Raw genomic sequence first — 13,980 nt, 5'->3', positions numbered from 1 at the left:
GCGTAAAAAAACGACGACCCCTTGAAACCGTAGGGTCGCCGTTTTGTATAAAAACAATTTTATTCCAAATAAATCGACTTATTTTCCGTAATATTCATTTAATGATGGCACGGTTGCTTGTGCTGATACGTCATAGTTGTGGTTTCGCGACTGACCGTCTTCCCCGCCTGACTAGTCGTTGTCTGCGTCTTCATCTCAACGTGACCGTGATGGCCATTCGAATCGGTCAACTGGACCGCCGTTTGACCGGACGTCGGTTGGACTACCGAGTCCGTCACGGTCGACTGATTCTGCGCGGTGTGGGTCCCCCATAGAAAGAATCCCGCCACCAGACCCAGTAACAGTCCGCTCGCTCCCCGGATAATTTTTTTCATGTTCATTCCCCTAATAACAAATATTCCGCTGCTCTTAATTTATTATACACCCAATTAATACTATTTTATTTATAAACCGTGACACGGTGCCGATTTCTCGTAATGATTAAGACGTTGAGCCCCAGAACTAACAAATTGGCCACCGCCGCCACGATGAATAGCGCCGTGTAGGACACGTAGTCGATAACTAGCCCCCCGAATAAGGGCCCCAGTGCCCGGCCCAATGACGCCCAAGCGTTAGCCATGCCCTGGTATTTCCCCTTAACCACGGTCGGCGTCAAACTGTTGACAATCGCCGGAATAGCGGGGAAGGCCGTCGCCTCACCCATGGTCAGGATCACCATGGCGATCACGAAGTGCAGGTAGTCCTTGGCAAAAATTAGGGTCACAAACGATAACGCCACGAAGAAGATTCCGGCATACACTTGCAGATACAGGTTGGTGAAGAAGTTAGATAACCAGTTCAGGAGCGCCTGGAACACTACGATCAATGTTGCGTTAATCGTCCACAACAGACTGTAGTCGCGCATCAGGATGCCCATGCCGGTCATGTAAACGGACAGGTTGGAATTCCATTGTTCGTACATGATCCAGATAATCACCAATGAGATGAAGAAGGTTCCCATAATGTAGCGATTGGCCTTGGGCAAGGTCACCGTTTGCGTTTCCTTTTCGTGAACCTGCCGGTGCATCACGGCCGGGACGTGGTAGGTACTCAAGACCACCACCATGAAGGCCACGAACAGACTCGCCGCGATGCTAAACAGTAACGTAATACTGATGCTGTAGACGAACCCAACCATGGCGGTCCCAATGACGATGCCGAAGTTTTGAGCGAAGTACAACATGTTAAAAATATAGCGCCCGTCCCGGCTATGAATCGTGGTGCCCAGCGAGTTAACCATGGTCAGCGTCCAGCCCGAAGCGAACCCCAAAAAGAGTAACGCAATCGGAAAGGCGGGCCAGCCGTGGCTGAAGACCAGCACCAGCATGGTCGCCAGCGACACGCTGACCCCGCCCACGGTCAGATAAAACGGATTGAGCCGGTCGAACAGGCGGCCCCCGATGACGCTGCCAATCACGTTGGCTAAGGAATAAAATAGAAGAATCACGCCGACCTGGGTCAAGGAAATCCCCAGATGGTTATGTAGGTAGATGGTCGTTAGTGGCCAGATAAAACTCATGCCGATACTGCTGAAAAGTTCCCCCAACAGTAACCAGCGCAGCCGAATTTCACGCATCTGATAGCCTCCCTTTGGTGTAGTTGATGAAATCTCAGGACTGGTAAAAACACCCTAATCGTTGATTTTCCGCGGATTAAAGTGCTCACCATAAATTAAATTTAAATGAGATTCAGATTAAGACCCATTCTATCACGGGAGCCCGCCTTTCGACCACCCCCTCCGCTCTACGCTTTGATTGATTTTCGTCGAAGACTTTCCTACACTAGGATTTATGTAAGGAGGAAAATTACCGATGACCACCCTTTTAATTGACGGGTCCTCGCGACCTAACAGTAATTCCGCGGCTTTTGGGGAACGGCTCCTGGTGGGGTTGCCCCACCACACCGTTCACCTGGCCGACGTCCACCTAAACTTTGAACACGACTACCGCGAAACCACGCACCCGCAAGGCGATTCGACCGACGATTACGACCGCTTGATCACCCAATTCCAGGCGGCCGACACGGTGGTGTTAAGCACCCCGGTCTACTGGTACAACATGAGCGGTCAGCTCAAGGTCTTTCTCGACCGCTGGTTCGACAGCCACACCCACGGCGTTTCGTTTGCCGGCAAAGCGATTTTTCTCCTGATTGTGGGCGCCGACGATCCGGTCCACAAGGCGCAACCAATCATCGAACAATCCCTCAAACTTTCTTGTGACTGGCTCAAAATGACCTTCATGGGCACCGCGACGGTCGTGGCGGATCTGCCCGGTGACGTTCAAAAATTATCGACCCTGCCGGCCGACGCCCAGAAGCTCCGTCAGATTTTAACTTTAACGACTGACTAAAAGGAGGACTCGTCATGCGTTATCAACTCACCACCCCCTCCCCCCTCGGGAACCTCACGTTACTGGGAGACGACCAGGCCTTATACGGCTTGTGGTTCGCCGACCAGCAACACTTCGGGGCCGACTACGACTTAAGTGCCATCCCAACCGGGAGCACCGCGCCACTCAACCTGGCTCTTGACTGGTTGAGTGCCTACTTCGACGGCCAAGCGCCCGCGCCGTTCGATCTCCCACTCCAACCGGAAGTCACCGACTTTCGGGCCCGGGTCCTGCAAGTGTTGACCCAGATTCCCTACGGCCAAACGGTGACCTACCAGCAAATCGCCAATCAGCTGGGCCAACCCAACGCGGTCCGCGCGGTCGGCGGCGCCGTGGGTCACAACCCGCTGTCGATTATGATTCCTTGTCACCGTGTTGTGGGTCGCGCCGGCGACCTAACCGGTTACGCCGGCGGGCTCGACCGTAAGATCGCGTTACTGACCCTGGAAGGGCACGATCCGGCAACCTTAGCGCAGCACCACCTTTAATAAAAAGGCGTCGCGGAGACCAGAAAGTCTTCGCGACGCCTTTTAGATTACTCCTTAAACTGAATCTTGACGTAATCGCGGTACAACGGTAACCGGTCCATCAATTCTTGGTGGGTCCCGTGACCGCTGACTTGGCCGTGCTCGATAAAGTAAATGTTATCGGCGTCCACGATGGTGCTCAACCGGTGCGCGATAATCAAAGTGGTTCGACCGCGCATTAACTGCCCCAACGCCTTTTGTACCATGGCCTCGGACTCGGAGTCCAAGCTCGCCGTGGCCTCATCCAGCATGAGGATCTTAGGGTCGCGCAGGAAAGCCCGCGCAATCGCCAACCGTTGGCGTTGCCCACCGCTGACCTTAACGCCGCGTTCGCCGACCTGGGTATCCAGCCCGTCCGGCATCTCGTGAACGAATTGGTCGGCGTAGGCCAGTTGTAAGACGTGCCAGAGCTGGTCGTCAGTAAAGTCCTGCGCCAAGCCATAGGTTAAGTTATGCCGAATCGTACCGGCCATGATGGCGGAGTCCTGACTGACGTACCCGATTTGGGAGCGCCAATCCGTTAGACTTAGGTCGTTAACGTCCTGGTCATCCAACATCACTTTCCCGGCGGTCGGTTGATAGTACCGTTCTAACAAACCAAAGATGGTTGATTTCCCACCCCCGGAAGGCCCGGCAAAGGCCACGACCGTATTGGGTTTAGCCTCAATATTCACGTCGTGGAGCACCGGTTGGCCGTCATCTTCGTAGGCGAAGTCCACGTGTTGGAGACTCAGCGTGTGGTCGGTGATCGGTTGGGTCGTCCCGGCCGTCAAGGCTTCTTCGGGTTCGTTCAACAGGTCGCGAACCCGTTCGGTCGACCCGTTAGCCTTAGATAAGTCGGTGAAGAATCGCGCCAACATGCCGGCGGGGCCGACGATTTGGAACAGGTACATCAGAAATGACACCAGAGTCCCCATGCTCATCGAGCCATCGGCCACCCGGGCCGCGGCGTAGACCAGCACGCCGACGAATAACGCCAACATGCCGGCCGTCATGATCGGACTGGCGATGGAATCGTACACGGCCTCCTTCAGGCCGATCCGGTAAAGCTGCTTGATTTGGGCGAACCCATTTTGCGTTTCGTAGGTTTCGGCGTTGGATGACTTGACCAGACGAATCTCGCTCAGCGTGTCGTTAGTGCTGCCGCTAAAGGTGGCCAGGGCGTCTTGCCGTTGCCGCCCCACCTTACTGCTCAGCCGCATGATGGGCAACATGATCGCCATCAGTAACGGTAAGGCGATGAACATGATGGCCGTCATCTTCCAGTCCATCAACGCCATGATCACCAGCGCTCCTAGGAGTTGGAGCAAGGACGTAACCATCTGGGGAAACGAGTTGGCCAGTAAATCCTTGATCTGCGTTGAATCGTTGACCAACCGGGAAGTCATCTCCCCGGTCTTGACGCTGTCGAAATAGCTGACCCGTAAACGAACCAACTTTTGCCACAGGGTCTTGCGCAGGTTGGCCACCACGTTTTCCCCGAAGATCCCTAATAGGGCCCCGGAAAACGCGCTAATCACGGCACTCAGAACGAACAGGCCAATAATTAGCCCCAACAGGCCCTGATTGATGCCGTGGCTAAAGCCGTTGATCAACGTCTGGGCGAACTTCGGGGCGGCTAATTGTGCCCCGGTAGCCACCAGACCCAAGGCTAGGCCCACCCAGAGCTGCCAGTACTTCGGTTTTGTTTGCCGAATTAAATTCAAAAAAGCTTTCAGGTTAAATTTCCCGGCGGACCGGGTCGGCGCCGTGCGTGGCGCGGTAACGCGACGTTCCATCATGAATCCCCTCTTATTGGTTAAAGTTTAACTGCCGATTAAAGCGCGGTCGAATCGTCTAACATCATAACCGCCCTTCAACTTCATGGCCATTATCTTAACTCTTTAGTTAGATTAATACAACTAAAACTAACTATTATTCGAACTAATTTGCTAAAAAAACGCGGTAACCCGGATGGTTACGGGGTTACCGCGTTTTTTAATGATTGAAAGTTTTTCCTTGATGGTGCCGAAACGTGCTTACCCGAGCAGCGAGTTCCGCTTAACCCCATTCGGCCGATCAGCCCAAGCCCAGGGCTAATCGACCGAATGACGTTAATGCTCACTCGCTAAGCGCTCGGGACGCACTCTTTTAGGCAAAAGAAAAACCATCGCTCGGGGAAAGCGATGGTCATCGGAGTAGGGGTAACGTCATAAAAATGACGTTAACTATTTTTTCATTATTCCAGGGGAGGAAGAGTACATGAAAAAAGATTGTTAATCTTTGGTAGAAGCAACCAATTGGTTAACTTCTATGTTGTATATATTAGCTGGTAAATATGACGAAAGTGTGAACTTTCTAGCACATCCGTATGAATTTTGCCAGTTTGCTGATAAAATTTCAGATTTTTGGTCAATTTTTACTTATCCGGACAAATCAACGAGCCAAAACAAAAACAGATGAGCCCCGGCATAACGCCGACTCACCTGCTTTGGTTTATCCCTGTCCGTCTGGCACGTAGGCCACGGATGAGAATTTATTGAAGGACTTGACGAAAAGCAATTTGACCGTGCCCCGCGGACCCGACCGGTTCTTTTCGATAATGACTTCGACTTCCCCCACGTCTTCGTTACCCTCTTCACGTGGATCGCTATCGTTATTATCGGCGTCGTCACCTTCCCGTTCGTAATAATCGTCCCGGTACAGAAACGACACGATGTCGGCATCCTGTTCGATTGACCCGGATTCTCGAATATCGGACAATACTGGTCGTTTATCTTGCCGCTGTTCCACGCCCCGGGAGAGCTGCGATAACGCAATCACGGGCACGTGTAATTCCTTGGCTAATTTTTTGAGTTGCCGCGAAATATCGGACACTTCTTGTTGCCGACTTTCGTGGTTGGTCCCTTCAATCAGCTGCAGGTAATCGATCACGATGAGTCCTAGGTTTTGTTTTTCCTTGGCTAACCGCCGGCACTTGGCCCGAATTTCGGTAATCTTGTTGCCGGCCGTATCATCGATATAGATACTAGCCTTGGACAGACTCCCCATGGCCATCACTAGGTTATTCCACTCGTCTTCGGTCAATTGACCGGTCCGCAAATGGTTGGCGTCGATGGAGCCTTCCGCGCACAACATCCGGTTGACCAACGATTCGGCACTCATTTCCAGACTAAAAATAGCGACGGTCTTATCGGTCCGGGTCCCCACGTTTTGCGCGATGTTCAGCGCAAAGGCCGTTTTCCCGACGGCCGGCCGGGCGGCGAGAATCATTAATTCGTCGTCGTGTAGTCCGGTGGTCATCTTATCCAGCTCGGCGTAGCCGGTGGACAACCCGGTAATCGCGTCCCCTTTTTCGGCCAACTCGTTGATGTCCTCAAAGGTCTGACTCAGGACTTCCCGAATCTGCTTAAACCCGGATTGGCTCCGCATTTCGGCGACGTTCATGATGTCTTTTTCGGCGTTGTCCAAAATTTCGGTCACGTCACCGTCCTGTTGGTACCCCTGGGTGACGATGTTGGTCGCGGTCTGAATCAACCGCCGTAAGACCGCCTTGTTTTGCACGATTTTGGCGTAGTACGTCGCGTTGGCCGCGGTTGGCACGGACCCAGCTAATTCGGCAATGTAGGTCACACCGCCCACGTCGTCCAATTGGTTCTTGGCGGTCAATAAATCCGTGATGGTCACGACATCGATGGCTTCATCGCGGTCGTTTAAGTCCATCATGGCTTGAAAAATAATTTGATGTTCCCGGCGATAAAAGTCTTCCGGGCTTAGGTATTCCAACGCATCCACCAGCGCGTCGGTACTCAAAAAGATTGCCCCTAAGACGGCCTTTTCGGCTTCGAGGTTCTGTGGTGGTGTGTGGTCTGTTAGTGCACTATTGTCCATGCTTACTCCTCACTAACTCCTTAACTAAAACTTGACGAATACCTCTCCTAAAACGTGATGCCATTCTAGTGCTGATTAACAGCTTTTACATAAAATTGGTCGCCTGCGAGCACAACTCCAGGCTGAACAGTGATTTAACGGCAACGTCTCACCTAGTACTTAATCAACTACCAATTAGCAAACCAACACTATACATAATAGCTGTTATGAAATCAATCTAAAACCGTCGTACTTTTAACAAATCCCCGCATATCAAGGATTCTACTAAACAAACTACGCTTAATTTAACAACTGCAGTTGTCTTTCAGAAATCAATCTTACCACATGCCCGCACAGTCAGCGACGTTTTTTAATACTCACTTCACTGTGATCTAAACCCTTAATCTGCGGTACCCCGTGTGTGCACATAGGCCGGCACCAAAATACCGTCTACTAACAATTGCAATTCCGCCGGGCCAACCGGTTCCCCCGCCAGCATCCGGTACCGTAACCAATCAAACGGCAAGAGTTTCAGGCTTTCCGGCAAGTCCGTTCCCGTCAGTTCGCCCCGGGCCACGGCCCGTTTTAAGACCCGGTCAATGGCGTTCAAATCAATCTGGCGCACACTGGTCAGCATCTGCTTGAGCTGGGCACTATCGTCGTGATTGACGCCTTCGAACCACGACCCCATGAAGGTCTTGCCAAAGGCGTCCATGCTGGCCGTAAACCGTTGGGCCACCAGCAACAAGTCGGCGGCCAAGCTCTCACCGGTAAGGACGACTTGGTCCAGCTGACCGTGATTGTCCGCTTTGATTTTGTCCTGGATCGCTAGTAGCGCCAACGAAAATGGCGTTTCCCAGTGGCGATAAATCACGGGTTTACTGGTCTGGGCCTTGGCCGCCACCTTCGCAAACGTTAATTGGCTGAGGCCTTCCGTATTCAAAATTTCCCGGGTCGCCTGATAAACGGCCCGCTCTAAATCGGCTCCACGCCGGCGCGTCTGCGTCATGGAGTGGTCCCTCCTTTTTAAGAAACCAACAGTTTCTTATTGACTTTTAGATTCTACAGTGTATTATACCAGTTGTGTCTTTAAGATACTTAAAGTTTCTTATTTGGAGGTCTGACCATGCAAAAACAAGCAAAAATTTCCCGTTCCACCATTATCGTTGCCTTAGTCATCGTTTTCGGGGCGATGGCTCCGCTTTTAGATTCCACCATGATGAACATCGCCATCAACAACCTGGTCACCAGCCTCCACAGCACCGTCACTACCGTGCAGTGGACCATTACCTGTTACCTGTTGGCGACCGGGGTGGCCGTTCCCTTTTCCAGTTGGTTTTTGAATAAATTTGACGGTCGCAACGTTTTCCTGGCCGGTGAGCTTCTATTCGGCATTGGCTCCGTGCTGTCCGCCGTGGCGCCCAACATTCAGGCGCTGATCGCTGCCCGGTTGGTCCAAGGCTTCGCCGGGGGGATGATTATGCCCCTGTTGACCACCCTACTGGTGCAAACCGCCGGCCCAGCCGTCATGGGCCAGATGATGGCCACCGTGGGATTACCCATGATTTTAGGACCACTCTTTGGCCCCATCATCGGCGGGGTCATCATTAAATTTCTCTCCTGGCGCTGGATCTTCTGGGTCAACGTCCCCGTCGTGCTGATCTCCATCGTCCTGATTCTCTGGCAGATGCCCCACTATCCCGCCCAAGACCGTACTGCCAAACTAGACTTTGGCGGAATTACCCTACTGATCGTCGCGTCGAGTAGCCTCATTTACGGATTGGTGGCCGCCGCGCACCGCGCTAATTTCACCAACGCCACCACCCTGACTTACGGGACGGTCGGTTTAGTCGCCCTGTTAGCTTACCTGGGGTGGGCGGCCTGGCGCCGGGAACGCGCCGTTTTACCGCTGACCCTATTCAAATTTCGGTCCTTTAACGGCGCGGGGCTCGGCCTATTCATGGCCGGCACGGTCCTAAACGGCGCCATGTTACTACTCCCACTGTACTTTCAAAACGTGCAGCACGCTAGCGTCATCGTCGCGGCCTTGGCGCTCTTACCGCAAGGGCTCGGCATGCTGGTCTCGCGGGGTCTCACGGGCCGGTTAACCGACAGCCTGGGGGCGCGCTACGTGGTGTTAACCAGCGCCCTCATTGCCTTTATCGGCACCTTACCCTTCTACTGGTTCGATCAACACACCCCTTATTGGGCGATTGCCATCGTCTTATTTGTGCGGGGCATCGGCGCCGGGGGGATCCTGATGCCGCTAATGGCCGACGCGTTTACCGGCATGCAGACCAACCAGATTGCCGCCGCCACGATTGGTTCTCGGATCATTCAAAACGTGGGGAGTGCCTTCGGGTCCGCCCTCGTGACCACGGTGGTCATGGCCTACTCCAACGCCCAGGTCGCCACCTTTAACCGTCAATTAAAGGCCGGAGCCTTTCACGTTAGTCCGGCGCACCTGAGTGCCTTCACCACCGCACACCTGACGGCCATTCGCACGGCCGCCTTTCAGAACGGTTTTCTACTGGTAACCTTAGCTGCCCTGGCGATCTGTTTACCCACCCTGTTACTGACCCACAAACACCACGCGGCTTAAGCCGCTAAAAACAAAGAACGCCCCGGCGATTGCCGGAGCGTTCTTTTAACTTGTCAGCGATTATTATTTTTGCTTTTGGGCCACGTGAACCCGAATCTTAGCGGTCACGTCGGCGTGCAATTTAACCGGCACGTTGGTGTAGCCTAACGAGCGAATGGGTTCGGGTAAGTCAACCTTGTGCTTATCCAGCTTTAAGTTGAATTGCTTGTCTAAGGCTTGGACGATTTGCTTGCTGGGAATGGACCCGAACAACCGACCGTCATCGCCGGCCTTGGCGAGGATTTCGACCACCGTTTTATCGTTTTCCAGGTGGGTCTTGAGCTTATTGGCCTCGGCTAAATCCTCGGCTTCGCGCCGTTCTTCGGCCTTCCGTTCGGCGTTGAGTTGACTCATCGCAGATTGGTTGGCTTCCTTAGCCATCCCCCGCTTGATCAAAAAGTTTTGGGCGTACCCGTCAGGTACGTTCTTAATTTCACCGCGTTTACCCTTGCCGCGGACGTCCTTGGTAAAAATCACTTTCACGTCGGTCACTCCTCAATAGTTCATAATTTTATCCTACGCCGAATCCCCGGTTAACGCAATTAACTACTGATCAGCGGTTTCCGGATCGTCGGCATGGTTCAGAATATCTAGTAATTGTTGCTTGACCTCGGCCACGGATTTATCGGCAATCTGGGTCGCCGCATTAGACAGGTGACCCCCACCGCCCATGGCTTCCATGGTCAGTTGCACGTTGATCTGCCCCAACGATCGGGCGGAAATCCCGACCCGGCCGTCATCACGGCGGGTAATGACAAACGACGCGTCAACGCCCGACATGTTCAACAGGTCATCGGCGGCCTGCGCCGCGGTCACCGGATCATAAGTTTGATCCTCTTCGCCAGCCACCAGAGCCATGTCCTCGTTGACGAACTCGACCAACTCGATCAGGTGGTTGCGTTGGAGGTAACTATCGACGTTTTCCTTCATATACTGTTGCATCTCGATGGCGTCGGCCCCCGCAGAACGCAGGTAACTGGCGGCATCGAAGGTCCGCGTCCCGGTCCGTAACGAGAAGTGCTTGGTATCGACGAAAATCCCGGTGAGCATCGCCGTCGCTTCCACCTTGTTGATGGGTTCGCCTTCCTGGGACTGGTACTCGAACATTTCGGTAATCAGTTCACAGGTCGAGCTGGCGTACGGTTCAATGTAGACCAGTAACGGGTTCTCGGGGAATTCCTCGCCCCGGCGGTGATGGTCGAGGATCATCACACGGTTTTCCATCCGGTGATACAGCTCCGGCGCAATCGTGATCGACGGTTTGGAATGGTCGACCATGATCAACATGCTTTGGTCGGTGGCCTTTTCCATCGCCGTTTCCGGCGAGATGATGGCCGCCGCGATGTCGGGATAGTCTTGCAGGTTATCCAACAACCGTTGCACGTCGGAGTGCACCATTTCCTTGTCCAAAACAATCCAACAGGTCTTGTTGTTCATCTTGGCAATCCGCCGAATCCCCAAGCAGGCCCCCAGCGAATCCATGTCCGGTTGGGTGTGCCCCTGCACGAAGATCTGGTCGGACTCGTTCATCAGTTCTTGCAGGGCTTGGGAAATCATCCGGGCCCGAACCCGCGTCCGTTTCTCCATCGGGTTGGTCTTCCCGCCGTAGTAGCGGGCTTCCTGATCGGCGGCCTTGACCACGACCTGGTCGCCCCCCCGACCGAGCGCCAAGTCCAAGTTGCTTTGGGCTTGATCGGCCAGTTTGTTTAAGTTCGGGTCCCCGTAGGCAATCCCGATACTCAACGTCAACGGGAAGTTTTGTTTCGACGTACTCTCCCGAATCGTGTCCAAAATCTTGAACTTATCGGCTTCAATCGCCGCCAACGACTTGGCATAGGCTAAAATGAAGTAGTGATCGTCGTCGAGTTGCTTCAAGTACATGTCGAACTGTTGGACCCACGAAGATAATTCGTTGGTCACATAATTACGGAGGTTCGAAATGTCTTGGTCGGTCATGGATTGGGTGATTTCATCGTAATTATCCAAGAAAATCTGCCCAATGGCGATCTTTTCGTCGTCGTACTGCTCCTGAATCAACTGATAATGCGTGATGTCGTAGAGGTACACGGCGTGAAAGTCGGGCTGCACGTACATCGAGAACCGGTAATCGCGCCACTTGACCGTGGTTAACGTTTCCGGCTTGGTGGTTGCCACCAACTTTGCCAACTCGGCATCGACCGTGTTCAACGACCGTCCCAAGACGTTTTGATCGTCAAAGTACCGTTGCAAATACGGGTTGAGCCATTCGACTTGGTTGCTAGTGCCCAGGATCATCACACCCGGCGGCATGCGAATCAACGACTCCTGCTCCCCCTGTTGAATCCGGTAGGAGAGATCAGAGATATATTGAGCGGTGTCGGCACCGATTTCTGCCATGGTGTTAAACACAATGAGCATGCCAATGCCGACTAAGACTAAAATAACGATACCGAAGATCCAATTAAGTAGGAACGACAGGACTATCCCAAGAATGGCTAAGCCAGCCGTCATGATTGCGATCCCCCGGAGCCGCCGGTTCTGTAAGAACTCGGGGACGTTAGCTCGCGAAAATAGTTTGTGCATACTTACTCCTCATCTGATTCGTACAAAAAGTCTATCCGCGGCGGTATCACCCGGTTAACCAATGGTGAGCCTGACCGCACTAAAGAATACTTTCATTTTATCACAACCCCCGCCGTTCACAAAATTTGATTCTCGCACAAATCCCGGTCTGACGCGGTTGCACTGGATTTTAACTTTAGGCGCTAGGACCTTGACCTTAACGCCGCGGCAACCCCTATACTGGGACCTAAGCAATTCAGGAGGTGGCTCTCATGCCCTATTCAATTCAAGCGCTGGCTAAGTTGGCCGGACTCAGCCCACGGACCCTACGCTATTACGACCAAATCGGTTTACTGCCGGCACAACGGAATCCCCACAACGGCTACCGCGAGTATTCGGCGGCCCAGGTCGATCGATTACAGCGGATTCGCTACTGGCAAACCTTTGGCTTTACGCTAACCGCCATCCAAAAGCTATTGACCCAGCCCTTAGCGGACCAAGATGCGGCGCTTCGTCAGCAACGAGAAACCTTACGGGCCGAACAAGTCCGCCTCACCGAATTGCTCCAACAACTGGACCGCACGTTAGCGGCCCACCAAGGAGGCCCTCAATTGACCGATTCAGAAAAATTTACCGCGTTTAAACACCAAGCCCTAACGGCTAACGACCAACAGTACGGCGCCGAAACCCGTCAACGTTACGGCCAAGCCGCCGTCACCGCCAGTCAACAACGGTTTGCAGCCCTCAGTGCGGCCGATTACCAGGCGATGCAGGCCATCGAAGCCCAACTACTGGTCGATTTAACCCAGGTCGCCCAAACGCAAGACCTTACCGGGGCGACCGCCAAGCACATTTTTACGGCGCACAAAGACTGGTTATGTTTCACGTGGAACAATTACACGGCCGCCCAACATCGCGGATTGGCCCAACTCTACCGCACCGATCCCCGGTTTCAAGCCTACTACGATCGAAAAACCGGTCAGCCTAACGCCGGGGTAACCCTCGCCGCCATCATCGAGCACTTTACCGCCTAAGGCCGGATTAATGTCGTCCAAAGATCGGTTTAATGTCGTCCAAAGATCGGTTTAAACCCGCCCATAAGTCCTAGATTTGGACCGATGGGCGGGTTTCGTGCGACCACTGCATCGTTAAATCGACCAGACCCGTCTCCGGTTCGATTGTCCGTTGACTCTCAGTAAACCCCAGGTTGCAATAAAAGCTCACCGCCCGCGTGTTTTTCTGATAAACGGCTAACGTCAACCGTTGGTGTTGTGCTTGCGCCGTGGCGACCAACTGTCGGCCCACGCCCCGGTGTTGCCAAGCCGCCGTCACAAATAAACCGGCAATATAATCGTTCTGTAAGCCTAAAAAGCCGATCACCTTTCCCGCTTCACTGGCCGTGATCAACGGCGTTTCCCCCAGCTGGATTCGAACTTCGGCTTGATGCGCTCGCCAGTAGGCCGGGTCCACGAAGGGGTGCGCCTCGAGATTACCGGCCAACCAAATCGCCGTCACCGTCTCCAGTTCCGCTGCGGTTAGCACGGGGGCCACGTTAATTTGCATGTTGCTGTCTCCGTTCCTGCTTGAGTTGTGTCACGCCCCACTGATGCAAGTCCTGTAGGGTCACTAACAATTGCTTGCCTTTTAGCGTCAAACGGTACGCCACTTCGGGAGGGACCGTTGAGGTGGCGTGACGACTAACCAGGCCGTCGCTTTCTAGCTCGCGTAAACTTTTGGTCAGCATGGTGTTGGTTACGCCCCGCACCTGCCGTTTAAGTTCGTTATAGCGGAGCCCGTGGTGGCCAGCAATTTGCCACAAAATGGGTAACTTCCATTTCTGGTCAACCTTACCCAGCGCATACAAAACCGGACAATCTTCATGATAATAATCTCGCGGTTCCGTGGGTAACGCACAGTCGGTCGGTTGGGTCGATATTGGCATGAGACATTCCTCCTAAGGCAGAAAAAACTGCGTACTTGTTTTCTTGGTTCATGG

Annotated in this window: 13 protein-coding genes; 4 read left to right on the top strand and 9 right to left on the bottom strand. The window is 53.4% G+C overall.

Translation table 11 applies throughout. The features are described 5' to 3' along the window. Nucleotides 1-98 precede the first annotated feature (98 nt). On the bottom strand, nucleotides 99-374 hold the full coding sequence (locus FD25_RS02810; protein WP_057801084.1) for a hypothetical protein: 276 nt from the start codon (nucleotides 372-374) through the stop codon (nucleotides 99-101). Between the two features lie 65 nt (nucleotides 375-439). After that, a complete protein-coding gene (locus FD25_RS02805; protein WP_057801082.1) occupies nucleotides 440-1,615 on the bottom strand; it encodes an MDR family MFS transporter in 1,176 nt (391 codons plus the stop codon). 235 nt (nucleotides 1,616-1,850) lie between these two features. Between FD25_RS02805 and FD25_RS02800 the strand changes: the two genes are divergently transcribed. Both FD25_RS02800 and FD25_RS02795 read left to right on the top strand, forming a co-directional pair. After that, nucleotides 1,851-2,387 carry a flavodoxin family protein gene (locus FD25_RS02800; protein WP_057801080.1) on the top strand — a complete coding sequence of 179 codons (537 nt, stop codon included), beginning with the start codon at nucleotides 1,851-1,853 and terminating at the stop codon, nucleotides 2,385-2,387. 14 nt (nucleotides 2,388-2,401) lie between these two features. Next, entirely contained in the window at nucleotides 2,402-2,914 is a 513-nt protein-coding gene (locus FD25_RS02795; RefSeq protein WP_057801077.1) for a methylated-DNA--[protein]-cysteine S-methyltransferase, read from the top strand. Nucleotides 2,915-2,961: 47 nt separating this feature from the next. On the opposite strand, the gene FD25_RS02790 is transcribed toward FD25_RS02795, so the two are convergent. The 3 genes from FD25_RS02790 to FD25_RS02780 form a co-directional block, all read right to left on the bottom strand. Beyond that, the gene (locus FD25_RS02790; protein ID WP_057801075.1) at nucleotides 2,962-4,731 is read right to left on the bottom strand and encodes an ABC transporter ATP-binding protein; all 1,770 of its coding nucleotides are present in this window, start codon (nucleotides 4,729-4,731) and stop codon (nucleotides 2,962-2,964) included. A gap of 697 nt (nucleotides 4,732-5,428) precedes the next feature. Beyond that, on the bottom strand, nucleotides 5,429-6,823 hold the full coding sequence (dnaB, locus tag FD25_RS02785; RefSeq protein ID WP_057801073.1) for a replicative DNA helicase: 1,395 nt from the start codon (nucleotides 6,821-6,823) through the stop codon (nucleotides 5,429-5,431). A 379-nt stretch (nucleotides 6,824-7,202) separates the two neighbouring features. Further along, nucleotides 7,203-7,811, bottom strand: coding sequence for a TetR/AcrR family transcriptional regulator (locus tag FD25_RS02780; protein WP_057801071.1), 609 nt, complete (start codon nucleotides 7,809-7,811; stop codon nucleotides 7,203-7,205). A gap of 117 nt (nucleotides 7,812-7,928) precedes the next feature. Here FD25_RS02780 and FD25_RS02775 point away from each other — a divergent pair, with 117 nt between their 5' ends. Beyond that, nucleotides 7,929-9,404, top strand: a complete 1,476-nt coding sequence (locus tag FD25_RS02775) for an MDR family MFS transporter (RefSeq protein WP_057801069.1) — start codon at nucleotides 7,929-7,931, stop codon at nucleotides 9,402-9,404. Between the two features lie 63 nt (nucleotides 9,405-9,467). Here FD25_RS02775 and rplI read toward each other — a convergent pair whose 3' ends face one another. Continuing rightward, a complete protein-coding gene (gene rplI / locus FD25_RS02770) occupies nucleotides 9,468-9,926 on the bottom strand; it encodes a 50S ribosomal protein L9 (protein ID WP_057801067.1) in 459 nt (152 codons plus the stop codon). Between the two features lie 63 nt (nucleotides 9,927-9,989). After that, the gene (locus FD25_RS02765) at nucleotides 9,990-12,005 is read right to left on the bottom strand and encodes a DHH family phosphoesterase (protein ID WP_083484059.1); all 2,016 of its coding nucleotides are present in this window, start codon (nucleotides 12,003-12,005) and stop codon (nucleotides 9,990-9,992) included. A 251-nt stretch (nucleotides 12,006-12,256) separates the two neighbouring features. Here FD25_RS02765 and FD25_RS02760 point away from each other — a divergent pair, with 251 nt between their 5' ends. Then, complete coding sequence (locus FD25_RS02760) at nucleotides 12,257-13,018, top strand: MerR family transcriptional regulator (protein WP_057801065.1); 762 nt, start codon at nucleotides 12,257-12,259, stop codon at nucleotides 13,016-13,018. Between the two features lie 70 nt (nucleotides 13,019-13,088). Here FD25_RS02760 and FD25_RS02755 read toward each other — a convergent pair whose 3' ends face one another. Then, nucleotides 13,089-13,547: a GNAT family N-acetyltransferase gene (locus FD25_RS02755; RefSeq protein ID WP_057801063.1), complete on the bottom strand. Its 459-nt coding sequence runs from the start codon at nucleotides 13,545-13,547 to the stop codon at nucleotides 13,089-13,091. After that, nucleotides 13,537-13,926: a winged helix-turn-helix transcriptional regulator gene (locus tag FD25_RS02750; RefSeq protein ID WP_057801061.1), complete on the bottom strand. Its 390-nt coding sequence runs from the start codon at nucleotides 13,924-13,926 to the stop codon at nucleotides 13,537-13,539. Before FD25_RS02750 ends, FD25_RS02755 begins: the two co-directional genes overlap by 11 nt. Nucleotides 13,927-13,980: the final 54 nt, after the last annotated feature.

The organism is Levilactobacillus acidifarinae DSM 19394 = JCM 15949 (assembly GCF_001434835.1).
Taxonomy (GTDB): Bacteria; Bacillota; Bacilli; order Lactobacillales; family Lactobacillaceae; genus Levilactobacillus; species Levilactobacillus acidifarinae.
Note: the sequence above shows the minus strand (reverse complement) of the source record. Positions and strands in the feature narration are given on the sequence as shown.